Origin of the sequence: Olivibacter sitiensis DSM 17696, from assembly GCF_000427965.1 — a bacterium.
Classification (GTDB): Bacteria; Bacteroidota; Bacteroidia; order Sphingobacteriales; family Sphingobacteriaceae; genus Olivibacter; species Olivibacter sitiensis.
The window spans coordinates 1-24568 of sequence record NZ_ATZA01000017.1; the positions used below are offsets into that span (position 1 = coordinate 1).

The 24568-nt window shown below is 45.7% G+C and carries 22 protein-coding genes; 7 read left to right on the top strand and 15 right to left on the bottom strand.

Annotated elements, in window-relative coordinates; all coding sequences use genetic code 11:
* Positions 1–219 precede the first annotated feature (219 nt).
* The 4 genes from A37S_RS0110575 to A37S_RS0110590 form a co-directional block, all read right to left on the bottom strand.
* Positions 220–1692, bottom strand: coding sequence for a hypothetical protein (locus A37S_RS0110575; protein ID WP_028296955.1), 1473 nt, complete (start codon positions 1690–1692; stop codon positions 220–222).
* A gap of 64 nt (positions 1693–1756) precedes the next feature.
* Complete coding sequence (locus tag A37S_RS0110580) at positions 1757–2974, bottom strand: hypothetical protein (RefSeq protein ID WP_028296956.1); 1218 nt, start codon at positions 2972–2974, stop codon at positions 1757–1759.
* Between the two features lie 157 nt (positions 2975–3131).
* Positions 3132–4565, bottom strand: a complete 1434-nt coding sequence (locus A37S_RS0110585) for a hypothetical protein (RefSeq protein ID WP_028296957.1) — start codon at positions 4563–4565, stop codon at positions 3132–3134.
* Positions 4566–4600: 35 nt separating this feature from the next.
* On the bottom strand, positions 4601–5332 hold the full coding sequence (locus A37S_RS0110590) for a hypothetical protein (protein ID WP_157278564.1): 732 nt from the start codon (positions 5330–5332) through the stop codon (positions 4601–4603).
* A 145-nt stretch (positions 5333–5477) separates the two neighbouring features.
* Between A37S_RS0110590 and A37S_RS26255 the strand changes: the two genes are divergently transcribed.
* Together A37S_RS26255 and A37S_RS0110600 are read left to right on the top strand one after the other, a co-directional pair.
* Positions 5478–7436, top strand: a complete 1959-nt coding sequence (locus A37S_RS26255; protein ID WP_051293013.1) for an ATP-binding protein — start codon at positions 5478–5480, stop codon at positions 7434–7436.
* Positions 7429–8052 carry a response regulator gene (locus A37S_RS0110600; RefSeq protein ID WP_028296959.1) on the top strand — a complete coding sequence of 208 codons (624 nt, stop codon included), beginning with the start codon at positions 7429–7431 and terminating at the stop codon, positions 8050–8052. The genes A37S_RS26255 and A37S_RS0110600 overlap by 8 nt, the downstream gene beginning before the upstream one ends.
* A 41-nt stretch (positions 8053–8093) precedes the next feature.
* On the opposite strand, the gene A37S_RS0110605 is transcribed toward A37S_RS0110600, so the two are convergent.
* The 8 genes from A37S_RS0110605 to A37S_RS26260 all read right to left on the bottom strand — a co-directional run bounded on the left by A37S_RS0110605 (position 8094) and on the right by A37S_RS26260 (position 16252).
* The gene (locus tag A37S_RS0110605; protein ID WP_028296960.1) at positions 8094–9116 is read right to left on the bottom strand and encodes an LLM class flavin-dependent oxidoreductase; all 1023 of its coding nucleotides are present in this window, start codon (positions 9114–9116) and stop codon (positions 8094–8096) included.
* 166 nt (positions 9117–9282) lie between these two features.
* Positions 9283–10062, bottom strand: coding sequence for an SDR family NAD(P)-dependent oxidoreductase (locus A37S_RS0110610; protein WP_028296961.1), 780 nt, complete (start codon positions 10060–10062; stop codon positions 9283–9285).
* Positions 10063–10295: 233 nt separating this feature from the next.
* The gene (locus tag A37S_RS0110615) at positions 10296–11252 is read right to left on the bottom strand and encodes a cytochrome-c peroxidase (RefSeq protein WP_245586356.1); all 957 of its coding nucleotides are present in this window, start codon (positions 11250–11252) and stop codon (positions 10296–10298) included.
* A gap of 209 nt (positions 11253–11461) precedes the next feature.
* Complete coding sequence (locus tag A37S_RS0110620; protein WP_028296963.1) at positions 11462–12316, bottom strand: MbnP family protein; 855 nt, start codon at positions 12314–12316, stop codon at positions 11462–11464.
* Positions 12317–12337: 21 nt separating this feature from the next.
* On the bottom strand, positions 12338–14326 hold the full coding sequence (locus tag A37S_RS0110625; RefSeq protein WP_028296964.1) for a TonB-dependent receptor plug domain-containing protein: 1989 nt from the start codon (positions 14324–14326) through the stop codon (positions 12338–12340).
* Between the two features lie 5 nt (positions 14327–14331).
* On the bottom strand, positions 14332–15258 hold the full coding sequence (locus A37S_RS0110630) for a hypothetical protein (protein WP_028296965.1): 927 nt from the start codon (positions 15256–15258) through the stop codon (positions 14332–14334).
* A 108-nt stretch (positions 15259–15366) separates the two neighbouring features.
* The gene (locus A37S_RS24380) at positions 15367–15744 is read right to left on the bottom strand and encodes a hypothetical protein (RefSeq protein ID WP_169719474.1); all 378 of its coding nucleotides are present in this window, start codon (positions 15742–15744) and stop codon (positions 15367–15369) included.
* Between the two features lie 136 nt (positions 15745–15880).
* Positions 15881–16252 carry a hypothetical protein gene (locus A37S_RS26260; protein ID WP_169719475.1) on the bottom strand — a complete coding sequence of 124 codons (372 nt, stop codon included), beginning with the start codon at positions 16250–16252 and terminating at the stop codon, positions 15881–15883.
* A gap of 21 nt (positions 16253–16273) precedes the next feature.
* Here A37S_RS26260 and A37S_RS27755 point away from each other — a divergent pair, with 21 nt between their 5' ends.
* A complete protein-coding gene (locus A37S_RS27755; protein ID WP_211229768.1) occupies positions 16274–16495 on the top strand; it encodes a hypothetical protein in 222 nt (73 codons plus the stop codon).
* A 93-nt stretch (positions 16496–16588) separates the two neighbouring features.
* Positions 16589–17155, top strand: coding sequence for a DUF4256 domain-containing protein (locus A37S_RS0110645; RefSeq protein ID WP_028296966.1), 567 nt, complete (start codon positions 16589–16591; stop codon positions 17153–17155).
* A gap of 185 nt (positions 17156–17340) precedes the next feature.
* Here the strand turns inward: A37S_RS0110645 and A37S_RS0110650 are convergent, their stop codons facing one another.
* Entirely contained in the window at positions 17341–17631 is a 291-nt protein-coding gene (locus tag A37S_RS0110650) for a hypothetical protein (protein ID WP_157278568.1), read from the bottom strand.
* Between the two features lie 301 nt (positions 17632–17932).
* Between A37S_RS0110650 and A37S_RS0110655 the strand changes: the two genes are divergently transcribed.
* The 3 genes from A37S_RS0110655 (at position 17933) to A37S_RS0110665 (ending at position 21757) form a co-directional block, all read left to right on the top strand.
* Complete coding sequence (locus tag A37S_RS0110655) at positions 17933–18529, top strand: hypothetical protein (RefSeq protein ID WP_157278570.1); 597 nt, start codon at positions 17933–17935, stop codon at positions 18527–18529.
* 466 nt (positions 18530–18995) lie between these two features.
* On the top strand, positions 18996–19550 hold the full coding sequence (locus tag A37S_RS0110660; protein ID WP_028296969.1) for a hypothetical protein: 555 nt from the start codon (positions 18996–18998) through the stop codon (positions 19548–19550).
* Positions 19551–19744: 194 nt separating this feature from the next.
* Positions 19745–21757 carry a M13 family metallopeptidase gene (locus tag A37S_RS0110665; RefSeq protein WP_028296970.1) on the top strand — a complete coding sequence of 671 codons (2013 nt, stop codon included), beginning with the start codon at positions 19745–19747 and terminating at the stop codon, positions 21755–21757.
* Positions 21758–21906: 149 nt separating this feature from the next.
* Here the strand turns inward: A37S_RS0110665 and A37S_RS0110670 are convergent, their stop codons facing one another.
* Together A37S_RS0110670 and A37S_RS0110675 are read right to left on the bottom strand one after the other, a co-directional pair.
* Positions 21907–22767 carry an endonuclease/exonuclease/phosphatase family protein gene (locus A37S_RS0110670; protein WP_051293018.1) on the bottom strand — a complete coding sequence of 287 codons (861 nt, stop codon included), beginning with the start codon at positions 22765–22767 and terminating at the stop codon, positions 21907–21909.
* Between the two features lie 28 nt (positions 22768–22795).
* Positions 22796–24562: a RagB/SusD family nutrient uptake outer membrane protein gene (locus tag A37S_RS0110675; protein WP_028296972.1), complete on the bottom strand. Its 1767-nt coding sequence runs from the start codon at positions 24560–24562 to the stop codon at positions 22796–22798.
* Positions 24563–24568: the final 6 nt, after the last annotated feature.

The following is a 24568-nucleotide window of genomic DNA, read 5'->3' on the forward strand; positions in this document are numbered from 1 at the left end:
GGCTTTTTTATCTAATGAAAATATTTACTGATAATCAGTAAGTTAAGTGAGTTTATTGCCTGTTTTTAAGTTTATCCGTTTGGTAGTGATTCTCTATTTATATATTGGATATATAAGCTAAAAATGGTTGCCCCTTAGGGACAACCATTTTTGGTTTACTAAGTATTTTCCATTCTGCTTTTTTTCTAGCACAAAATTTCTCCTTGTGGGCTGATTGCATCAATGGAGAAGTCCTGTCCATGCTTCCTGATCAAAATTATCCGTAAAGTTTTTAATCAATCGTAGAGGGGCAGGCTTTGATACATACCGGAAGGCAATGGTCATGAACTGAGGTTTTGCAGCATTCTCCACATTGTCTGAAAAATAGTCGGGGTTGTATTTGTACAAAGGGCTGGCTTCTTTTTCGTTATCATAAAATTTATAGAAAGTAAGATCGGAGCTATACTCTGGCAGATTTTGTTTTTGGTTCAGATAAGTGTCTTCAACCGGATTAACCACTGCCTGTTTGGAAAGCCATTCGGCGGAGTTTTCTTTCAGCACCTTGTTTACAAGCGCTTTTTTGTTGGTCAACACAGCCGATAAATCGCCGAAATACCTTTGCCTTTGCTCTGCCGAACTAAATCCGTAATTGTTGCTTTTGGGTATATACAGTGCCTCCCTCTCGTAATATTCCAACAGACTTTCTAAATATTCTTTTCTGCTGACTGGCACCAACAACGGCACATCGGCTTTTTTTACGAGCCAATAGCGACAAATAGGATCGTAGGTATCTTTGCTGATTTCGTTTTCCGGTACATCCTGCCAGTAACCTGTGCCTGAGTTGACGGCGGCTATCAGGTCCGGGTTCTTACCGGCTAGATAATTCATGAGCGCTATTTTTGGTGCTTCCGCACCAGACTTATAATTTTTCCAGTCTTTGTAGGCATAGTTGCTCAGGTTATCAGAAAATGCGTTGGACAGGTGTTTCTGCAAGACATTAATAGCTAGGCTATTGACGAATACCCGGAGCACGGTGCTATATTCGTCGTTTCGGTCAACTTTGTTTTTGATACAGAGATACTCATAAAAGGCCGTCTGGAAACGATAATCAGCTAGTTTTCTATTTTCGAAGTAATGATAGCCCTCAGAAGAATAGTGGGCCTCCCAAGTGCCACCGGCAAGTGCAAAGTCGGCACGGCTTTGCTGTTCGAGCTTTTCTATGGTGCCAAGCACCTGTTTGGCGCTTGTTTTTTCCTGTGCGGTCGTCAGCTTCTTGAAGTATTCTGCCCTTGCCGCCGGCCAGGGATATTCTTCAGCCGTAAAATATTTTCCCGGCATTCTTGCCAGTTCCTCCTTTGAGGTACAGGGGTCCCCTATTTTAGGCGGCGCTCCGCTGGTAAGCACAAAAGGTTCTTCAGTTGCTGCAAGTCCTTCCTTTTCGTCGGTTTGTGGCGGAATGGCGGAATCAGGATGTTGTTGCGGATTTGCACCGGATGCAGGTTTCTTTTTCACATCCGCGTCCAGTACTTTGTCTGCCGCTTTATCAATCGGTTTGCTCACCGTTTTATCCACCGCTTTATCGGCGGCTTTATCCGCCGATTTTTGCGCCGCCTGCGTTACCTTTTTCTCCAGTTTTTTGAGCAACTGTGCCTGGCTACTACTGCCGCATAGCATGAACAGCAATATTGCAAAAAGCGCTTTTATAGTTTTCATTTTATTCTCATTTTTTTATCAAACACTAAAACAGAACATATTTTTTTATCATAAGCTGTGTGGCTTAATCCAAAGGTTTATAAGATTCTGTTGGCCTCTTATCACCAAAAAAGTAGTTATAGACATATTCATAATTAAAGCGGTTGAGGATGGTATCCATATAATGAATGTCGCCCGCAAGATTTTTGCTCAGCGGAGGAGCCCACCGGACGACGAGCCATTGCGGGTCGCCGGAAACGCTCGCCTCTTTCACGCCTTTTTTAAGCTTCAGCAAGGGGAAAAAAGTGGGGTAGCCATCACTATTTTGAAAGGTACCGGATGACGTCTGAAACCATGGAAACGTGGAGTTTTCGTCCGCATTGGCGAAATCAAAAAGACCAAGCTGGTTGTTTTCCGACAAATACACGTTTTCGTTCGCCTTTGCAGCGAACCGCTTTTTGAAAATCTGAAACCCGCCGTTTGCCCTCGCTTTCAGGTTAATGTCTTTGCTGCCCCCATTGATGGCCATCTGGTACATCAGCGGAAGCTGCTTTTCCACTTGCCTGATGAACTCCCCGACGGTAACCTGCTCAAAGGGCAGCGGTTGGCGGTTTTTCGTCATAATGACCACATAAAAATCATCTTTACCATCGGTAACCTGACCGTTCGGGATGTAATAGTGTACGTAATTTTTCAGGTTTGGGTGGTTGGTGAAATTCCGGAATTTCGCTGCCTCGGCATACCAAGTTTTGTCGAGCGACCCTTTCAAGCCGACCTCATAGCGTGGCATTAAAAAATAATATTCCTCGGGTGTGGACAGCGAAACTAGTTGCTTCGAGATGGTCTCCACGCCGTTCGCCTCGATCAGCCACCTGATATGGTGGCCGGTTTCCGGCACAAATTTCCCGCTGGCATCTTTTTTCAGGAAGAGCGATAATTTGGCATAAGCTCCATAATAATTCGGCCAGGCATTCCGGTTGTTTTTCTCCGCTTCGTTGTAGTCATAATCCTTGCTCGTTACCGGTTCGGATTTGTCAGGCACAAAGGTGTACCATTTCATATCACCGAGCATTCCTTTCGGCGAATAGGTCTGCTGTATCCAGGTGAGCATGGCCTGGGCATATCCTGCCTGTTTTGCCGTATAGTTCCGGTCTTGGTTGATTATCGCTTTGGGCGGTTCTTTGAACTCGATTTTCCTCAGCCAGCCGATATCGATATCGGCGTAAGCCTTCCGTGTCGATTGTGCCTGGCTGCTGCCCACCACGAACAGCAGTACCGCAAAAAGTGATTGCATCGTTTTCATTTCTGCTTTAATTTTTGTTTTATCAATTTTTTCCTCCCCCTCGAGAGGGGGATATATCAGCCTACTACCTGCTTAACTCGACACATAGCCTAATACGGCTAAATCGGAACAAAATGAGATTTCATTTTTTGCTTTTTTTCTATCAAATGATCGATTATTATTGTTTATTCACAGGCATGATAAACTCACCTGATATCTCTACCGATTCATTTTTGCAAGCCATTACATCACCCATATTCCAAATAATGCCGCTGAAACTTCCGGATACGATGGCTCCGTTTTCATTCTTATATTCCGTCAATGTGAGCGACCCGGCAGAGGGTTTCCCGCTTTTACAGCCATTGCCATCTTTCAGCAACTCATCGTTAACACTGGTGTACCCATCGGTGCTTTGTCCTTTCTGATAAATAATGGCTACAGTACCTGCGGGAGCAGCGCTTGTTAAAAAGGGTAAGTTGCCGATTTGCGGACGCTCGGCAGCTATTGTTACCGTTTTTTGGTCGGTATGTGTAAATGTAATGCCAAGCTCGCCGTTATCGCTCACATATAATACTGCCATATTGCCGGTGGGCTGAAAACCTCCGTCGAGCCTGACAATATCCCGTTCTGAAAAAACGGACTCAACACCATTGACGGTAAATTTGGCGTAATACTTATCCACAATGGTTATATTGCTCAACAGGATGAGCTTAGTGGTCTTGTTGGCCTGTGTAGCTTCTATATCCACAGATACGGATACCGTGTTTGGTGTAGGAACCTGGTCTGGTGCCGTATAGGTGGCTTTAGAGCCGGAAGACTGTAGTTTGCCCCTTGCCGGCGAGAGCCGCCATGCTTTAAAATCCAGCCTGTAAGCCTTCAATTGCTCCAAGCTGGTGCTCAGGTCGACTATTTTCGGCAGAGGCGCCAGATCCTCATCATCGGCATCTTTTGGATATATCGGGGTAAGCGGGACCAAATCCTCCAGTTCTTCCTTCGCTGTACCCTTGGTTTTGGCAAAACCGTTTACGTACAGTTGTACCTGTCCTTTTGTTTTTACGAGGGCATTCTGGGGCGCCAGCCGAAAGTCTATCAGCTTGCCCGTAACCCAATCGCTGAAATGGTCGGTTTGCACAGATAGTGTTTTGGCCGTTTCATCCGTTATGGTATTGCGGTAGCCCAGCCAGGTGCCGTCGCTTTTTTGTGTGGCTATCCAGCAAAGGCCAGGCTGTAGGTCTGCCCCATATTTCATGGTAATGGTAATGGGCTTGGCAAAATTTACGTCTTCGGGCGTAAGGCGGTAACCATTGCCGGCACCCAGCGGCGCCTCGTTGGTAATGGCTTGTATGCCGATGGTGGTATTGGTACCGAGCGCACCTGCCGGAATATCAAGGATAATCTGCCCATCGGGCGACTGTACGCGCCCGCCACCTGCACCTACCTGCTGGGTATAAACGCTGCCAGTGGATGTTCCTTTTGAGGTAACAGCAGGTGTCAGATTCGAGAAGTCGATTTCTTCGCCAGAGCTCTGATTGTCTTTTTTGCACGATAGCAGCAAACATGCCAATGATATGGCCAACAATCCACCATATAGTATAGGTTTTGATGTGTTCATGATTTTTTGTTTTAGTCGTAAAATCTTTCCGTTCCTTACTTATTGTAAAAGGGGTTTCCGCCAATAAAGACAAGCTCGCTGGTAGCCGTAACCTTATTATTAAATACGCCGCTAAATGATTTGGTGATTTTTCTACCGTCAGCATAATGGAGTATCAACGTGAAGTTTTTTATTTCGTAAGTGCCATTTCCGGGAGCCCTTTCCGGATATTGGTTGGGTATATTGAAATTGCTGACGAATGCCCCCATGTCATTGAATGTTCCATTTGAAGTAAATTCAATCATAGGCTGCGGTTCAGTAGCATTATATGGGTAGTTGGGTATCGTTGACCAGTTGGGTATGGTATTGTATTTTCCAGAAAGTTTTACATCATCCACTGAGGTGAGCTTATATAAGCGGTTAGTGTAGCCAACTTTTTCCAATTCCGTTTCACTTATCTTTTTTACCTGGATAGTTTCATAGGGATTGGTAAAGGTTCCTGTGCTGCCATTCATGGTGAAAGTGCCCCAAGTACCTCCAGTCTGATTCCTGGAGAAATCCAAAAATCCTTCTGTCGGAAGTTGGTTGAAATAATCACCGTTGGGCAGGACAATCTTCCAGTCTAGATTAGCCCAGTTACCAGTTGAGCCGGTCCTTAAGCCCATCCATATTTCAAAGGGAGGGTTACTGCCATTCTTATTGTCATCATCTGGTTTAATTTCATTTTTTGCACACGATGGTATCGCAGTAAACGATATAACTATTAAGTATAAAAAGTGCTTTTTCATAATCATAAAATTTAAATTGCTTTGCAGTGTAAAATTGAAACACTTTGTCGTTTGCTACAATCCCGAAAAAAGTTGAATTTTAAGGAGGAAAAAATCCCCTGAAAAGGGGATTGAGAAATGAGGTTAATTAATCTTAATTTGCAATATGGGAAAATGCTTGCTGATTTTTGTTTGTTGTTGTTTGCATACTGCCGTTGGTTTTGCCCAAACGGGATATGTGCGTCAATTGAAAGCCCTCATTCAACAGAATAAACAAGATAGTGCAAGCGCATTGGCTTATAACCGCTTGGTCTTGATGGGTGAAGATTATGGCGTTCCCAGCACTGACACAATGGTGGAAAAAGCATTGCAAGTGAGCCAGCGAAGCAACAGTAAAGCACAAACAGCTTTTGCATTGCTGAATAAGGCGCTGGCAATGACGAAAAACGGAAAATATGACACCGCACTATATACTACGAATAGAGCAAAGGATATTTTAAATCAAACCGACACCTCAAAAAATACGGAGTCGCTATCTATTTACTATTTTACAAGGGGCATGATACTGCTGCCGCAGGGGTCTTTTAAAGAAGAAACCTTAGCCAGTTTTTTAAAGGCACTTGAGCTGTCAAAAAAAACAGATTTTAAATACCTGACTGCCATTTGCTACAGTGGAGTTGGCAAAGCTTATGATTATCTACGTCAATTCGAACATGAGATTGATAACAACAAAGCGTTCCTGGCTTTTGCTGGCAGATCCCCGGTTGATACGCTAATTCTTGCAAAAGCCTACAATAATTTAGGTTCTGCTTACCTAAATGCGGGCGATAAAACGACCGCTACCAGGTATTTCAAAGACTTTGAGCAATTGCTGCCCCGCTTGCAAAGCCCCTACATGTCGTGGCTATTTTATAATAATACAGCACATCGGCTGATGGAGGACGAGCAATACAAAGAGGCTATACAAAACGCATTGCAGGCAATTGAAATTGCAAAGGCAAACTTATCGCCTTTTGATCGACTGGCCACCTATTATCTTTTGGGGTACATTCATTTTGTAGATAACGATTTTTCAAAAAGCAAATCCTACATGGATAGTACTTATACCATTGCAGAAGAAGCAGGTTCAAAAGAGTATGTCATGTATGCTGCAAGTGCCCTGGCGGAAATAGAGGGCAAACTTGGAAATTATAAATCGGCAGCGGAATATTTAACACTACAGTTGAATTTATCTGATAGCATTTCTAACGATAAATCAAAAATCAATGCCAATTTCCTGACCATTCAATATCAGACGGCTCAGAAAGAAGCACAGATTGAATTGCAACAGGCAACTATCCAACAAAAAAACACGCTCAATTATATCCTTTTCGGAAGCGCAGCCGCGTTGGCGCTTATCCTGCTGCTGGGCTATCGCAATTATCAGCATAAGCAAAAGCTGCAAAAAGTAAAAATTGCAGAATTAGAAACCGAAAAACAATTATTAGCCACCCAATCCCTGCTGAAAGGACAGGCGGATGAACGCAGTCGCTTGGCCAAAGATCTGCACGACGGGTTAGGCGGCATGCTGAGCGGCGTAAAACTACAATTAGGGGCTATGAAAGGAAACCTTATATTAACTGAAGAAAATGGCATGTTGTTCAACAGTGCGCTGAACAAACTCGACGAGTCCATCTCCGAGATGCGCCGGGTAGCGCACAACATGATGCCCGAAGCCTTGATCCGTCTTGGCTTGGAGCAGGCGTTGCAGGATTATTGCAAAAACATTGGCGCTTCTGGTGCTTTTGTTATCGACACCGAACTTCACGGCCTTGAACAAAGACTGGATGCCACAACGGAAGTAACCATTTACCGCATCGTTCAGGAATTGGTCAATAACGCCATAAAACATTCAGGTGCAGAGCAGGTACTCGTTCAGGTTGTGCGACACGACAAGTCACTCACGATTACGGTAGAAGATAACGGCAAAGGTTTCGATACCACATCATGGGAGCAAAAGGATACTACGGGCCTGCAGAATATCCGTTCAAGGGTCAACTATTTACGTGGTCATATGGACGTTAAATCGCAGCCAGGCAAAGGCACTTCGGTATATATAGAATGTACAATAGAAGATAATGGATAAAATAAAAGTGTTGGTGGTAGACGATCACCCCATGGTCTTGGAGGGGATGCAGGCCATGCTTTCCCAGATCGACTTTGTGCAGATTACAGGTCTTGCAAGAAATGCCTACCTGGCTATGGAAGACATAAAAACAGCTATACCGGATATTGTGATTACCGATATTAACATGCCAGAGATCAGCGGCGTAGAGCTTACGGCAAAAATAAAAAAGGAATATCCCTCTGTCAAAGTGATTGCCATGAGCACCTTTAACGAACGGAGCCTCATTTCACAAATGGTACAGCAAGGCGCATCGGGTTACCTGCTCAAAAGCGCTTCCCGGGAGCAGATTGAAGAAGCGATATCCACCGTAAGCAGAAACAAACTGTATATGAGCTTAGATCTCGAACTAAGCAACAAGGAACAGGATGAAATGAGCAAGTTACCAGTACTGACGAGCCGTGAAAAAGAAGTGCTATCCCTTATAGCCGAAGGTTTCACCAATTCACAGATCGCTGAAAAATTATTTGTAAGTCCCTACACGGTTGACAGCCACCGCAAAAACCTGCTTACCAAATTTGATGTAAACAACACCGCAGGACTGATAAAATTGGCAGCAAAGTACGGATTGGTGTAAAATGCTTACGAACCCTGCTTTACGGATACCGTTAGCCGTTGTCAACGCCACCCCAAACCAGGTGCCACATGCTCCAATATAGCGGACAGCACGTGTACATTGTAATCCACGCCCAACGTATTGGGAATAGTTAAAAGGAGTGTATCCGCTTCCTGGATGGCTTCATCTCGCGCCAGTTCCTTGATGAGCTGATCTGGCTCTGCCGCGTAGCTCCTTCCGAAGATAGCTCGTTTGTCCTGCTCGATCATGCCGATTTTGTCGTTCCGATCGGCCTCGTGCCCAAAGTAATAATGGTCTTGGTCGTTTACCAACGCAAAAATGGAGCGGCTTACAGAAACACGTGGCTCACGCTGATGTCCAGCTTCTTTCCAGGCTTCCTTGTACAACCTGATCTGCTCGGCCTGCTGCACATGGAATGGCTTGCCGCTTTCGTCATATTTTAGAGTAGAGCTCTGGAGGTACATGCCGTTCTCCGCAGCCCAAACCGCCGTTGCATTAGATGCAGCGCCCCACCAGATCCGCTCCCGCAATCCTTCCGAGTATGGTTCCAAACGCAACAAGCCAGGTGGATTCGGGAACATCGGATAGGGATTAGGTTGGGCAAAGCCCACACCTTTCAGCTTATCCAAGAATTCCAGGGCCTTGCGGCGCCCCATGTCTGCATCGGTCTCTCCTTCGGCCAATTCATAACCAAAATAACGCCAACCGTCAATCACCTGTTCTGGTGAACCCCTACTGATTCCCAGTTGCAACCGACCGCCCGAAATCAAATCGGCAGCGCCAGCATCTTCTACCATATATAAGGGGTTTTCATATCGCATGTCAATCACTCCCGTGCCAATTTCTATTTTGCTCGTCTTGGCACCGATGGCCGATAGCAAGGGAAACGGAGATGCCAGCTGGGCCGCAAAATGATGTACCCGAAAATACGCCCCATCTAAACCGATTTCTTCGGCAGCAACAGCCAAATCAATAGACTGAAGTAAGGTGTCGCTAGCAGTACGGGTTTTATACGCTGGATGATCGGACCAATGTCCAAACGATAAAAATCCTATTTTCTTCATAATTCCATTATGGCTATGTGGGTTAATATAGCGCTCACAAACTTACATAAATATCCCTAATTGTTTCCAATGCCACCCTGGACAGTCTGTACTTATTACCGTATGACAAAAAGAAAAAGCGCAACCCAATGGGTTTGCGCCTTTCTTTTTTACGCTTTCTGTCAAATTACATAGTCATGCCACCGTCTACGGCTATAGCCTGACCAGTGATGTGTTTTGCCTTCGCTATAAATACCACTGCCTCGGCAATATCCTCAGGGCTTTGATCCACGCCTTGAGGGATCAAGTCTTTCTTGTTACGTTCCCAGGATTGCTCTTCGGTTTCGCCTTCACGTTTCCAACGGTCGGCTATACCGCCCTCGCCGCGCCACATGCCGGTACCGATGATGCCCGGGCAAATAGCGTTGACAGTGATCCCTTCCGCTGCTACTTCCTTTGCGATACTGTTGGTAAAACCGATGACGGCAAACTTGGAAGCCACATAGTGGGACAAATGGGCCATTCCCATCTTACCTGCGATAGAAGCCGTATTAATGATCGCACCAGATTTTTTTGGTTTCATCACTTCCAGCTCTGCCTTGGTGCATACAAAAACGCCTTTTGCATTGACGCCAAGTACACGATCCCATTCTTTCGTATCTATCTCCTCTATGCTACCGATGCCTACCACTCCAGCATTATTGACCGCTACATCTAGCGAGCCGAATGTATCAACCACCTTGGAAACGAGGGCTTTTACCGAGTCGTAGTCTGTCACGTTTGCAGCTACGCCCAACGCCTTTACGCCTTCAGCCTCTATAGCCTGTACAGTGCCAGCCAAAAACTCTTCCTTGATATCTGCTACTGCTACGTTTGCGCCTTCCTTTGCAAAAGCTATAGCAACCGCTTTACCGATACCGCCACCTGCGCCAGTGACCAATACAACTTTTCCTTTTAAATCTGTCATGATATTTTATTTTTATTAATAACAATAAACGATAAAAATTGATTGCAATTCGTGTATTAATTAAACAAGAAAAAACAACATTTTATCTAATTCAGCCAAATATAGAAAATATCAACTAGCCCGAAATGATATAGATCATACTTTCAACAATATGAAATTGAAATGATGAATACTTCATCAAAAAGCAATGGATATCCTACATCAAGAAATAAGCTGTACTCATTATATCAAATTCACCTGCCTACAAAGTGATGATCGCTCAAGGTCTTGATAAAGGCAATAATAGCGTCCTTTTCCTGTTCCGTCATCGGTATCCTATTGCCATTCTCTTTTAAAATAGGGTCGAGATTATCGGCCTCCAAAACGCCATCGTCGAAATAATCCAAAACCGCCCTTAAAGTCGGAAACTGGCCAAAACTGCCATAAGGTGCGGTGTATTCGGCATTTCGTAGAGAGGGAACCCGAAAACGCATAAAATCAGCAGGTATTCCTGTCACTCTGGCACGCCCAGCCTCTTCTGTACTTGGGTTCAAAGGAAAACCTACGTTTCTGAAACTCTGGTCGGTAAACAATTCTGTACTGTGGCAACCCGCACATTTCTGCTGGAAAATTTGGTATCCCCTTGCTTCGCTTTCCGTAAATGTTTCTCCCTCATTTCGTTTTACTTTATCATACTTACTGTTGACGGAGAAGAGCGTATATTCATACTGTGCAATACTTCGGTAAATCCTGTCAGCGCTAATGTTTTCGTCACCAAATGCTTTTCTGAACAAATCTTTATATTCGGGTTCAGCACTGATTTTTCCGATGACTTCCAAAATAGAAGAATTCATCTCTTCATGCGTAATAATGGGAACCAGTGGTTGGTTTTCTAACGTAAGCTTGTTACCATCCCAATTATAAAATTTCATAAACGCCAAATTTTGAATGGGTGGCGTATTCCGAAGCCCTACCCTGCCATAAATCCCCACGGCTTGAACATTATTATCCGCAAAAGCACTCGATTGGTTGTGGCAACTGGCGCATGAAATCGTGTTATTGCCACTGAATTTTTTCTCGTGGAATAACCTTTCGCCTAATTCTACCCCATATTTCGTGGGCTTATTTTTGTCTACCGAAGTGTTCAACGACGGAAAACCCTGAGGGACATTCAAAGGTATTTCGGGATTGTCGTAAGCTATTTGCTCCATAATATCCGCTCTGTTACAAGATAGCAACAGCAATATGACGGATAAAATTGTGAGTACCCTTTTCATGGTTGCTTCTTAAAACTTATCTCGCAAAGCCGCAGCACCTGCCCCCGATTGCTCGGGGGCGCAAAGAAATGCCTTTTGCGTCTTAGTCCACCGGCTGGCGGAAGAGAAAAAAAGGACATTTTATGCGTGACACGACACTAATTTTAATTCTCTACGCTGCCGGTGGAAAACATGCCCGAAATGTCGCTTGAACCATCGCCGCCCAAGTTATCGACAAACAACACCATATTAACTGCCGCATGGGTACTAGGTGTCGCATTGCCTTCCCCCAAGGTAATCGTATTGGTCTTTCCGCTCAACAGTTTGTCAAAATCTGCCTTGATAGTGATTTTGGGAGCATTGCTGCCGACAACAGCATTATCGGGAAGTGTCAAGGTTATATCCCGGTATGCGTCCACTCCCTGCGTGTAGGTATCAGGCTCTCCATTAGTGCCCTCCACGGTGCTTCCGGTATGAATGGATAATTGCTTATTATCGGTATCATAAAAACCTTCGATTTTAGTAAAGCGATAACCGGTTCCCCATTCCCAATGCATTTGGGTATCGTTGGCCCCTGCTTTGGCATAAAAATCGGGAAATCTTGCCTCGTCTAACGTGTTCAGCTCCGGCCTGACACCCAACCCGAATTTCAGCTGCCTGTATTCGCCCGCTGGAATATTGCTTAGGATGTAATCCAAGGTCTGCGGTTTTGAATGGTCTACGACCGTAGCCCCATTATCCAAATCATTGATATTATAGGGGATTTCACTACCGTCCGCTTTTATCAGGCGGATATTGCTTATCACATATTTCAATTCTGAAAAGTGATGGAGCTGTCCGTCGGCAGAAGTGTTCACCGTTGCCGTGGAAGAGGTAGCGTCTCCAAGCACGATAGTCGTGCTGCTGAACGTGTTGTCGAAATGCAAGGTGATATTATTGGCAACAGGATTGTCTTTGCCACAGGACGCTATTACCAATAAAAAGAACGATAATGGAAGATAGTTTTTTGATGTTTTCATGCTTTTAATTATTTATTATTTCTAAAAATTGATTTTTAAGGAAGTGAACATATTGCGTCCCATTCTTGGGATATTGCCCCAATCTGCATAGGTGCTATAATATTCGTTGAACAGGTTCTCCGCTCCCACCTGCAAGACGGCTTTAAAATTTGTGAAGTTGAACGTGTAGTCTGCCGAGATGTTCCAGACCATATAGGCCGGGGTCGGGTCTTCACCATATTCAGGACTATAATTTTCCTGTGCAAAATCACCGTTCAGCGAAGTCTGAATGCCAAATTTCCCATACATAAAATGAAGCGATGTCTGGTAGCTCAAAGGGCGAATGAACGGCAAATTCCCGTTTTTGTCGTCCGTTGCCCGGGCATACGTGAGCGTTCCTTTCCAATGCAGGTGTTGCAGCATATCGTAATTGGCATTCAATGCCACGTTGAAAAGTCTGGCATGGTTCAATGAGGTATACCCTTTTACACCGACCGATTGATAATTCATCGGGCTTCCCAAACTCAAAATCCTGCCGACGATATAGTTTTGAATATGGAAATAGTTTACTTTGGCTTCTATGCCCATCCTTTCGTTTCTAAAGCCTGCACTCGCATTGGCCTCATAGGAAATCTCGTTTTTGAGGTCGGGGTTTCCAATGTAATCGTAACGGTCAAAACTGTTGTAGATGTAATATCCGTACCCCTCCGAAACAGATGGCGCCCTATGTCCGTAGCCTGTTCCGACAGAAAAATCAAATTGATGGACGTTAAGTTGATAACTGGCGTGCAAGCCCGGCAATAGCCTGCTTTTTTCCCGTGGTGTGCCGGGGTGGAAAATCCGGTTGAACTCCACATATTTGGAATAATTGTAATTCCAACCCAAGGAACCTCCGAAATTCAACCGGCTTACTGCTGAAAAATCCCAGGAATTGTTCACCGAAAGGCCTGCAAAGCGGGTAGTAACCCAAGGCCAGCTGTACGCAAACATCGTTTTATTGCTCCGGTCTTGCGGATACATCGTCATTTCCGCAATGGATAGGTTATCGTATGCGTTCAACTGGATTTCGGCACTGTAATCACCACGCTTCAAATTGGCTCGGGAGACCAATCCATAAGTGGTGCTCCAACCCGGCATATCCATGTGAACCAGGTTTTCGGGACGCTTGGTATCATCCATATAATGTTCTACTGCATTGAAATAAAGTTTGGTATCCCAAACCCTCCACATGCCGTCTTCAAATAATTGCTTGTAAGAAGCCGATGTGATAATCGCACGGGAAAGCCATAAATCCATAGGAAGCGCAGGGAAGCCGACATCTTTTGCCCTGTCATAGATGGCATCAACCCTTACCGAGGAAAGCGGACTTGTTTTATACGCCAGGCCCAATGAAGTATTGAATTTATTGTATTGCGAATGGTTTACTTCATCGTTATTTCCATCGTAATAATTGCCCGCTTTCCGGAGCGCCATGCTTCCGTCCGCCACAAACCTATCGCTTGAATAAGACAGGTTGCCCAGGTTGAAAAACTGATTGTTGTTGAACTCAAATCCTGTCTGGTAAGCCCCGCTCCAGTTTTTTTCAAGACCGAATGGCGTACTTTTCCTTTTCAGGTCGATGCTTCCCGCCACAGTTGCCCCATGCAGGCTACCGGCCTGGCCGGATGTGATATCGATGGCAGAAAGGTTGTTGCTTTCCACATAGGAGGTGACCGGGTCCATTTTATCCGTACACGCACCAAAGATGTGCATCCCGTCAATGGTGATGGTGGAGCGCTCCGTACTCATATTATTGAGCAAAGGTTCCCATGCGTAAGCACCCCGTTTGATGAAGCTGATATTGTCGGAAGAAGCTAAAAACTCATCCACCGAAACGGCCATTTTTAGTTCGGTCTCTATTTTCCGTTTGGCAATGGCCGTGATTTTCACCTCTTCAAGGCGTTTGGTACTGTCGCTTTGCTCGTGCGTATGTTGGGCATGGGCATTCATTCCAAGAACAAGAACAAAAAAAGTAATGCATAGCTTCTTCATAAGTCTTAGAATAGAATATCGATATGCAGTTCACTTTTCACCCCCTCAACGCCCGGCGTAAAATCATCCGGCACTACCGTACCTTTTAATATTTGCCCTTTTTGATTCAGCATGATGAAGTTCAATGTCCAATTTCCCGTCATGGTGTAATTGACAAGGCCATGGTACAGACCATCGCCCTGCTGTGTCAGATCTTTATTATTGGGGGAAGAATGATTTCCCATAGACGGCTCGGGCATTCGTGGGTCTAACTGCAGGGTATAACCGCTTACTTCGGTGTATGAAAACTGCGAGAGATCGGGAAAATCTCCGGATGGGGGATTGATTGGTTTGTTGAACTTATAAATACCGGCAACCAATTCGTTTTCACCAACTTTCGGCCTTTGCGGGGATACCAATGCGATGAAATACTGTTCATCATCTTTCCCCGTAAATGTTGTCATATTCAGGTTTTTGTTGGCCTGTTCCTGAACGGAGACATTTTGCTTTACAGCATAGGTTCTACCGGCAATGGTGAAACTGATGTAAAGCTCCCAGCTTCCATTTGTACTGCTTTCATCCGTGAATACCGAATATCCCGAAAAATAGCTATCGTCCGGCCTAGAAACCAAATCGTACAGATGAGGACAGGAAAACTTGCTCCCCTCCGCATCAGTCTTGATAGGCAGAAAGGTTACGGCAGAAGCATCTGCTTTTTCGTTGGTCTGGCTATTCGTAATCTTCAAACGGATTTCGTTGTAGCCTTTATAGAAAGCTCCATTCAGTGCTTCAATGCTGACGTCATAGCCTTCGCTACGGATGGCAACAGCTTCTTTAAACTCATCATATTCGGTAACTACGGTGTCTATTTCCGCTTCGTAATCCGTTTTGTCCTTCGTACAGGACGCTACTGCCAAAGACAGTACAATAGTATAAAACTTCAATGTTTTCATATTCATTCCTTTCACCATTTCGGGCGGGGTTTAAGCCCATAGAAATACCCATAGAGCGCTTTTGAGCACCCCGAAATTCATCCAATACATGAGATTTGACCGATAATCCTACCTTGGTGGTTGCAAAGGAAGGCCCACATATCCATCGGGCAAAATTGCCCGATACCAAGTGAAGTAGCGGTTGGTGAGCTGGAGAGTTGACACAACTGGAAAGGCTATCGATGTGGGCAGTATGCCCAGCCACTCGACTTTATTGACTCTCATTTTACTATTATCCGATTGTTGCTGTTGCTGTTCTTCGAACTTGCGCATTTTCTTCATGAGCACGCACTGCCCCCCGCAGTGCATCCAGGGACGTTCCTTGTTCTCGCACAGGTTTTGGGCAATGTAATCCCTATTGGTATCAAACCAGGCCAACACGCCCAAGCTCCCCAAACATTGAGACAGCAAGGATGCCAACAACAAAAAACTGATAAATTTACGCAAAGCCAATTTCATTTAAATGAACAGCCAAAAAATCAGGGGAAGATACGTTGTACGTTATAAGTTTTAAATAGTCCAAAAGAGGATTATTACTTACTACTTACAAAGCAAAGAGATGCTTTGCAATAAGGAATCAAATCTAGGAAATGGGGGGCCTCAATAGCGACGTGTTTTGCCCATGGGTATAAAATGGGTGACGATAGAGGTTGTAATACTCTTTGATAGCACAGGCAACAACGGCTGGTGAGGGCAATAAATGCGATGCCTGCTCCACCACATAAACTTCCTGTGTTTTTTGGTTCATCTGGCTTTGTTCCTGTTCCCTGTTTTTGTCCAAACGCTTTTGCAGCACACAGCTCCCGGCACAGGAACTTACAGCATCAAAACGCCTTGCGCAGTATTGCTGGGCTATGTCCTCCTGGTGTGTATAAAAGGCCGCCATGACCAGCAAGCCCGAAAGGGCATGGGCCAGCAATAGGGGAACCATTAATATCCAAACCAAGCGTCTCATACGGCTACGAAGGTAATGATTATGGAAACAGCCGTCAAGCCGAAAAGCACGATCTTTCATGCCCTATATCTCATTTCTGATATCTTATTTCATCTCTTGGCTCCGCAAACTGCTATTCAGTTTGTTATGCGATCCGCTTTTCCTTCCATTGCTCGCCACCACCCAGCACCTTATTACGACAGTTTTTTCAGCCTAGGGAAAATTCTCAAGCACCGTACCTGTCAGTATTATACTAAGCACTAAAGCTCGATACATTCTCATATTTTACTATACCTCAATTGTTGTACCTTCGTATTCTAGACACGGAGCATAGTTTTTTTTCAATAGACGAACAGCATGAACAACAGCAAAAAAAAATTAACCGCAACACAAATAGAAGCTTTACTTGACACGCTAGAGACGCGTTTTGACGACAATATGAACCGACATAAAGGCATGGTATGGAAAGAAATACGGGTGAGGCTGGAAGCCAATACCGAAAAATTGTGGTCGCTCCATGCAATGGAAGAAAGCGGTGGCGAACCAGATGTAATTAGTCATGACAGCAAGACAGGTGAATACATCTTCTATGACTGCTCGGCAGAAAGTCCAAAGGGCCGTAGAAGCATTTGCTACGACCACGAAGCGTTGGAGTCAAGAAAGGCACATAAGCCGGAAAACGCGGCAATCGACATGGCAATTTCCATGGGCATAGAGTTGCTGACAGAAACAGAATATCGCGCGCTGCAGCAACTTGGCAAATTTGACACAAAAACTTCAAGCTGGGTCAAAACGCCTGCCGATATCAGGAAACTTGGCGGAGCGATCTTTTGTGATCGCCGTTATGATAAGGTCTTCATGTATCACAATGGTGCCGATTCCTATTATGGCGTCAGGGGGTTCCGCGGCTCGCTGAGAGTGTAAACACTTGTCAAACCGTTTCAGGCTGTGGAAAATTTGCCGGGCTTTAGTGGCCCGAGACGCAAATCTTCCAAGGCCGCTCTGCATAGCAATGTATTCCTATCCCTACTAATATGAATGCTGCTACCCTAAGTAGAGATTTTCTGGCGCAGCATGATGGTTTAATCGCACGTCTCATATCCAGTGTCTCATTTCCCTGCGCTCTTTCCTTTCCGTCGCTCATGCCGGGCCAGGGCTTTTACTTTTTTTTCCGTTACTTTGGCATTGCCCCAAAGTAACCAAAGCGCTAGCCCATTCCAAGGCAATCTCTCCCACGGCCCACCCGTGCAGGGCAAAGGAGAGTCGCTGTTTTTTTGCTCCGCACAGACCTTTCCCGCAACACCACCGCAAAAAGGAGGCTCGGCACTGCTTGCATGATCGGTAGAGCAGCCCTTTGCCCTGTTTCCATTGCTGTGGAATGGGCAGGGCCTGCATCGCAACGTGTAACCCTATCCCTACTACTATGAATACTGCTACCCTAAGGAGAGATTTTCTAGCGCAGCATGATGGCCTAATCTCATATCTCACATCTCATATCCGATGTCTCACAACCAAATTTTCGTCTACCAAAACAGCCCTTATGTCTAGTGGGTGGGGCGTTCGTCGAGTACTTCTGCCCGTTCGTCTAGAAGTGCCCAAACACCATGCAACTTTTTCGATTTCGCAACGTCTTATATACAAAAGAGCAATAAATTTGACGCTCTCTAAAAATAAGGTATAAAAATTTAAAATATAGAAATCATGAAAACTATCGCATTAACCGCAATGATCTGTGCAGCCACCGTAGCAGGCGGCTTTGCAAACACGAACTCGAACATCAACAGGGGCAACGAAAGGAACAGACACGCCCTCTCCTACGAGCAAGGCACCATCAACCACTTCAGGGACGGAATCGCCTTCCACCAGCGAAACGTGGAAGTCCTTTGGGAACAGTATGAACTGGCAACAGAGCGCGTACGCAACAGCAAGGGCAGCCACAAAGAGCTGGATGCCGACAAGGCCTACTTCGTGGGTGTCTACCAGGACGACATCGACAAGGGCCTCCGCGTGGAGGACAGCAGGAAGGCCATCGCCGAGATAGAGGCCATCTACGCCAAGAAACATGCCGACAGGGATGCCTACGAGGCCAAGGCCATCGCCAAACTGCAGGCACAGCTCAAGGTAGAGCTGGCACAGGAAAAGGACAGCTTCAAGTCCCTGAAGAAAGAGTACAGCCACTTGATAAACACGCAGACACTGCCCCTGCTGCTGGAAGTGGAGAACAGCTTCGCCCGCTCAAACGACCTGGTGGCCAAGCTTGACCATACTGCGGACAACATCGCCATTGCCGCGCTGTAAACAGCTAAGAACTCTCCCCTTTATCATATAATTACACTACCGGCCGGCCGCTTAACAGCGGCCGGCTTTTTTTTTGAGCCGACAAACCGTCTTCCCATCTTTCTGATTCGCCAAGAGCAGACAAGGCTGTTGGGCGTAAACAAAAGGTCTAGGTACTGCTTTCATAACTCTTGCCCATCCATCGCTGGTCGCGACCAACAAAAATGACAGACAATATCGCTCCATATTAATTGGATATTTTTTAATTTTAAAGCCATACACGAAAAGTAAAATAGAGATAGAAAATCCAGCTTTATAACGAACACATAGCCAAAAGAAATTGAGGAAAGACTATTAAAAGCATGGCAATACCTTTGCTGATCATGCAGTGACCATTCTGCTGTTATTTATGACGCCTTACCAGATTTTGTTAAATGGCAGAACAAATCCAGCGAATTTTTGATAACCTTATGCAATTCAATAAATAATGCGCGTAAAAAAACTAATAAAAGTATTCATTTGGCTTGCAGTTTTGGCGATTCCCATATTTGTTCTCGTGCTTTACGCTACAATAAAGACAAAATCCACCCCCATTGACAAATACCAACCCTACAAAGCATGGGTAGGTAAAACGGTGAGGCTAAACCGCGAGACGACTTTGTTCAAAGAAAATCTGACATTAAATAGTTGCTATCCGTTCCTACTATTGGACAGCTTGCACCCAAGATGGCGGTATGCAGAAAGCCAGTTATCCCATCCGGAACCAGATTTGGTGCGAATAAAAACCTTTCCCAAGGGCACCGAGTTAACATTCGAAAAAGCTGTTCAGTATACCAATGGTGTTTCGGGCTTTTCATCACCCATGTTGTTTGGCGTTATAAAGGATGGTGGCAAAGTCTACAAATTGGGCTATCAATGGGGAAGTCAATCCATAAGCAGGGATTTCGATGGGATAAAGGAAAGCTGGCAGTTTCACCAAGCCCCGTGGCAGGAAGTGAAGGACACCGCTTATTATGCCTTGCCAGTTGCTAAATGGTGGTAAGACTTATATCAGAAAAGGCAAGTTTATTGGCCTCTGCAGGCTGTCCTCTGCGTTGCTTCTCCTTCCAAGCTTCTAGAATATAAAGTAAAATCAACAAACAAAGCGTATTTTTCTCATTACATAAGGAAGTATTCGACCCAAATTCAGTTTGATTCCCTATTTTTAGAAGCTATTTGCTATAAAAACCCTAAAACATGAAAAAACTCTTTTACTTTTCCCTGGTTTTGTTGTCTGCAGCGGCCTGTAAGCAGGCTTCCGAAACCAAACATGTGGCCATAACAGGAATAGACACCACTAAAAAGCCAGGTGACGATTTCTTTATGTATGCCAATGGCATTTGGTGCGATACCGTTCAGATACCGGCTTCCCAAACGGGTGTGGGCTCGTACTCGTTTTTGAACTTCCCGCAGCGCATACGCCTGCAAGGGATTTTGGATAGCATTTCGAGCACCGACAATCCTGCTGGCAGCATGGAACAAAAGGTGGGCGATTTCTATGCATCTGGAATGGACACCCTCACCATAGACAAGCGGGGCTATGAGCCTGTCAAACCTATACTGGCGCGTATCGACGCCATTTCCGACGTGCCGTCGCTAATGAAATTCGTGGCCGAGGAGCTACAGGTAAGTAACGGATCCATTATCGGCCTTCGCGTGGGCCCCGATATCAAGAACAGCTCGGTAAATATCGTACTGTTATCACAAACAGGGATAGGCTTACCCGAAAGGGATTATTATTTCAGGACAGACTCGTCGACACGGGCCATCCAGCAGGCCTATAAAGCATATGTTGCCACCCTTCTTGAGCTGACGGGCAGCGATGCAGCCACAGCAGCAAAAAACGCCTCGGCTGCTTATGAGATTGAGAAACAGCTGGCCACCTCGCACAAGACCAATATCGAACGGCGGGATGTGCAAGCCAACTACCACAAATTGGCCCTTTCCGACATTGCCAAAAAACAGCCCAACATTGGCTGGCCCACCTTATTCGGTGATCTAGGCGTGCAGGCAGACTCCGTAAACATGCAGCAACCAGCTTACTACGACAAGCTGAATACACTACTGAAATCTGTTTCCGTCGACGATTGGAAAGCTTACCTGAAAGCAAAATCCATCAACGCCTTTGCCAATTACCTGAGCAAACCCTTTGCGGACGCCTCTTTTGAATATTCCAAAATATTGACCGGGCAGGCCGTACGAAAACCCCGTGGAGAGGAAATTACCGAAGCCGTTGACCGATCCCTGGGCCATGCCTTAGCACAGATTTATGTAAAAAAATACTTTCCGGAGGAAGCCAAGAAGCGTATGCGGATATTGGTCGACAACCTGAAAATAGCCCTTGAAGGCAGGATGGATAAGCTCGACTGGATGAGCGACTCTACCAAAACAAAAGCCAAGGAAAAGTTGCAGGCCTTTACGGAAAAAATCGGTTACCCCGATAAATGGCGGGATTACTCCAAGGTGGAGGTAAACCGAGGCACCTATTTTGAGAATCGCTTGTCTGCAAACAAGAACGATTACCTCTACAACATAGAGAAAGTGGGCCAACCAGTCGACCGAACGGAATGGCACACCACACCGCCCACGGTGACGGCCTACAACAATCCGCCACTGAACGAAATTGTCTTTCCCGCTGGCATTTTGCAATCGCCTTATTTTGATTTAAGTGCCGACGACGCACTGAACTATGGTGGTATTGGAATGGTAATCGGTCATGAGATAACCCACTCCTTCGATGACCAAGGCGCACAGTATGATAAGGACGGTAACGTGAAAAACTGGTGGACAGCGGATGACTTTAAGAAGTTCAAGGCAAAGACCCAACAGGTGATTGATCAGTACGACTTGTTTACCGTGCTCGACTCGGTACACGTAAAGGGTGCTCTAACGGTAGGTGAAAACACGGCCGACTTAGCTGGGATAGCCATTGCCTATGACGCATTTAAACTCACCAAGCAGGGACAGGACACGACGAAGATCGATGGTTTTACGCCAGATCAGCGTTTCTTTATCTCCATGGCAAGGATATGGCGCGTAAAAACAACGGACGAGTTCTTGCGGATGTACGTCAACACCAACCCCCACTCACCGGCCAAGTGGCGCGTGAACGGGCCATTGATGAACTTTACGCCATTCTACGAAGCGTTCAATGTACAGCCTGGTGATAAGATGTATAAGCCCGAAGATGAACGGATCACCGTGTGGTAGCCTACAATGGAATGAAACGAGAAAGCCCCATGGAGTTTTAGTCCATGAGGCTTTTCGCTTTCCTTCACACATACATAGCTAGGTATATTCCTCAGAGATCGATCAGCCATGACCTGTGAAGATATCCATATTGTGATGACGGTACACGATCAATATATCAGATCGGCCATGACCGGAAAGTGGTCTGAAGGGAACTTGCCGTGATAAGTATCGGTGAGCACTCCCCATTTTGTTACTTGAAAGTCCTTGGTTACAAAGACATGGTCTATGATATCATCGCTGGCCAGGGAACGCGCATTGCCAAAGCCGTTGAAGGAGGCATTTGGCTTGTACGGGTGTTTTGCCAATTTTTGCGTATCGAACAGCAAACCGGACTGTGCGATGGCTTGGTACCATGCCGTTTCTTCCGAGCCATTGAAATCGCCGGTAAGAAGGGTCGGATTGCCCTTGGCAATTTCCTTCACCTTCTGAAGTATGAGCTTGCTGCTCTCCTGCCTGGCTATTACACCTTGATGGTCATAGTGTACATTGAAAAAGTAAAATTGCTTTTTAGTCAGCTTATCTTCCAGTTTTACCCAGGAGCAGATACGGTTGCAGCAAGTAGCGTCCCAACCCAAGCCAGGTTTTTCGGGTGTTTCGGAAAGCCAGAAATCTCCCTTATCAAGCAAAGAAAAGCGTTCTTTCTTGAAAAAGATGGCAGAATGTTCACCTGCTGATTTCCCGTCATCCCTACCTAGTCCATAACGGTCATAAGTAGGTAGATAAGCGGATATATCATCCAATTGGTTTTTCAATGCCTCTTGGGTACCAAACACATCAAAATCATGAAAACGGATCAATTCGCTCACCGGCAATGCCCTGTCTTTCCAAAGGTTGCCCGTATCGGTCGTATTGGCGTATCGCAAATTAAAAGATGCCACACGTAGGCCTTGGGCATATCCTACTAAATTCATAATGGAAAGCAAAAGCAGGATCAGACCTGCTTTTGCTTGGATTTCTATTTTTCTCATTCTTCTACTTTATTATTAAAGCAATTTACTACCATCCAGGGTTTTGCTCTAAGTTATTATTTTTAGTGATAGCGGTGGCCGGTATAGGATAGTAATACTGACGGCCATCGGTATACCATGTCCTAGGCTGCGCCTTGAACCATTCCAAGTGCTTGTCGGCCGTAAGCGTTTGGAAATTGGTGCTGGGGCCGCCAATAGGCACGCGGGCTGTGCCAGATGGAACGGTAATGGTAGGTCCGCTGGTGCTTCCGTCATAGAAAACCACGTCGGTCGTGCCATTGTTGTCCAAGTCCACCAATTGGTTCAACGCTGGCACGTAGATACCCGTCCAAGGCAACTCGGCCATCAATTCGCCCAATTTCCAACGCTTCAAATCGTTGAAGCGAAAACCTTCCAAGGCCAGCTCCACTTGTCTTTCTCTTCTGATCTCCAATAGTACGGGGTCTGATACATTAGGGAAGAATGTTTGTTGCAAATAGGTATCTGCTGTTGTAGGCAGATTATTAAGACCACCCGTTATACCCGATCTAGCCCTTAGAGCACCTATGGAAGCACTCCAATCGGCATCCGTCAAAGTTCCCAGTTCGGCCTTGGCTTCGGCAAAATTGAGCAATACCTCGGCATAGCGCATCAAAGGCAGGGCATTGGTATTGAGGCCAGAATTGTCATACTGGGGATCATCCAAAGCATATTTAATGGGCTGATAGCCCGTATAGGTATGGCTGGCGAAGTTGGGCACCGTAGTCACGCCATTTCGCTGGTATCCAGGTGTACGTATCAACTGGGCCAAGCGATGATCGCGTGCCTGGCATTCTTCGTAAAATGTTTCCGTGTTATAGCTCGACCTATCGGTATAAGGCGTGCCATCGATATTGAGGATGGTATTGATAAAAGGCCTTACCAAGCTGTAGCGGGGGCCATAAGTGGCCGATGTCCACCACCAATTGGCGTCGCCCAAAACCGCCAGGTCCTTGCTGGCCGCCACGGCCAGCATCACTTCCGTGGTGACGGGAGCATCGCTCACAAAGAGCTGCCTTTGTGACAATTCAACCCCTTGACCGGTATACAGGGAATACGGGCCATTCGCCATCAGCTCGGTAGCAGCGTCCACTACGTGCTGGTAAAAGGTATTGGCCGTGCCCTGTAGTCCCAGTTCATCGTGGTACTTCCTAAACGATGCCTCAAAAAGTGCCACACGCGTTTTCAGACCGAGGGCAGTCCACTTGTTAATGAGTGTACCATCCGTGCCGTTGTCGGTAATATTGGCGTAGGCAAAGTCTAGGTCCTCCATGACGCGGTCCATAATCACTGTGCGCGAGTCGCGACCGGCAAACAAAACATCCGTATCCTCTATGCCCAAGGCCTGATCCACCCAGGGCACATCGCCAAAGCGTACAATCTTTTCGTAATAAAAATAGGCCCTGAAAAAACGAGCTATGCCCAAGAAGTTGTTTCTTGTTGTTTCACTTACCTGTGAGTTAGCGCAATTTTCTATAAAATGGTTGATATTACGCAACTGGGACCAGTCCCATCCGCTACTGGTCTCTGCGGTAAAAGCGCCATCGCGTATAAAGGTGTTTAAACTGTTGACAGCACCATAATCAGCCATGGCATCCAGTTGGTAGGCGTTGCTCACGGAAGGCAACGCATTGTAAAAGGAATAGCTATATGTGCGTAATCCACTCTCCGTACCGAAAATATCCTCTGGCGTAGCAGTGGCCTTTGGCAGCTCATTGAGTTCGCATGAAGATAACGAAAACACAAGTAACGCCATAAAATACCCTATCTTTTTCATTTATTG

What these genes read in the sequence shown, in the direction of transcription:
- A37S_RS0110655 (WP_157278570.1), top strand. Translation starts at nt 17,933, where the DNA reads ATGAAAACTATCGCATTAACCGCAATGATCTGTGCAGCCACCGTAGCA.
- A37S_RS0110665 (WP_028296970.1), top strand. Translation starts at nt 19,745, where the DNA reads ATGAAAAAACTCTTTTACTTTTCCCTGGTTTTGTTGTCTGCAGCGGCC.
- A37S_RS0110670 (WP_051293018.1), bottom strand. Translation starts at nt 22,767, where the DNA reads ATGAGAAAAATAGAAATCCAAGCAAAAGCAGGTCTGATCCTGCTTTTG.
- A37S_RS0110675 (WP_028296972.1), bottom strand. Translation starts at nt 24,562, where the DNA reads ATGAAAAAGATAGGGTATTTTATGGCGTTACTTGTGTTTTCGTTATCT.
- A37S_RS27755 (WP_211229768.1), top strand. Translation starts at nt 16,274, where the DNA reads ATGGAAACAGCCGTCAAGCCGAAAAGCACGATCTTTCATGCCCTATAT.
- A37S_RS0110605 (WP_028296960.1), bottom strand. Translation starts at nt 9,116, where the DNA reads ATGAAGAAAATAGGATTTTTATCGTTTGGACATTGGTCCGATCATCCA.
- A37S_RS0110610 (WP_028296961.1), bottom strand. Translation starts at nt 10,062, where the DNA reads ATGACAGATTTAAAAGGAAAAGTTGTATTGGTCACTGGCGCAGGTGGC.
- A37S_RS0110600 (WP_028296959.1), top strand. Translation starts at nt 7,429, where the DNA reads ATGGATAAAATAAAAGTGTTGGTGGTAGACGATCACCCCATGGTCTTG.
- A37S_RS26260 (WP_169719475.1), bottom strand. Translation starts at nt 16,252, where the DNA reads ATGAGACGCTTGGTTTGGATATTAATGGTTCCCCTATTGCTGGCCCAT.
- A37S_RS0110575 (WP_028296955.1), bottom strand. Translation starts at nt 1,692, where the DNA reads ATGAAAACTATAAAAGCGCTTTTTGCAATATTGCTGTTCATGCTATGC.
- A37S_RS0110620 (WP_028296963.1), bottom strand. Translation starts at nt 12,316, where the DNA reads ATGAAAACATCAAAAAACTATCTTCCATTATCGTTCTTTTTATTGGTA.
- A37S_RS0110660 (WP_028296969.1), top strand. Translation starts at nt 18,996, where the DNA reads ATGCGCGTAAAAAAACTAATAAAAGTATTCATTTGGCTTGCAGTTTTG.
- A37S_RS0110585 (WP_028296957.1), bottom strand. Translation starts at nt 4,565, where the DNA reads ATGAACACATCAAAACCTATACTATATGGTGGATTGTTGGCCATATCA.
- A37S_RS26255 (WP_051293013.1), top strand. Translation starts at nt 5,478, where the DNA reads ATGGGAAAATGCTTGCTGATTTTTGTTTGTTGTTGTTTGCATACTGCC.
- A37S_RS0110615 (WP_245586356.1), bottom strand. Translation starts at nt 11,252, where the DNA reads ATGGAGCAAATAGCTTACGACAATCCCGAAATACCTTTGAATGTCCCT.
- A37S_RS0110590 (WP_157278564.1), bottom strand. Translation starts at nt 5,332, where the DNA reads ATGAAAAAGCACTTTTTATACTTAATAGTTATATCGTTTACTGCGATA.
- A37S_RS0110625 (WP_028296964.1), bottom strand. Translation starts at nt 14,326, where the DNA reads ATGAAGAAGCTATGCATTACTTTTTTTGTTCTTGTTCTTGGAATGAAT.
- A37S_RS0110580 (WP_028296956.1), bottom strand. Translation starts at nt 2,974, where the DNA reads ATGAAAACGATGCAATCACTTTTTGCGGTACTGCTGTTCGTGGTGGGC.
- A37S_RS0110630 (WP_028296965.1), bottom strand. Translation starts at nt 15,258, where the DNA reads ATGAAAACATTGAAGTTTTATACTATTGTACTGTCTTTGGCAGTAGCG.
- A37S_RS0110645 (WP_028296966.1), top strand. Translation starts at nt 16,589, where the DNA reads ATGAACAACAGCAAAAAAAAATTAACCGCAACACAAATAGAAGCTTTA.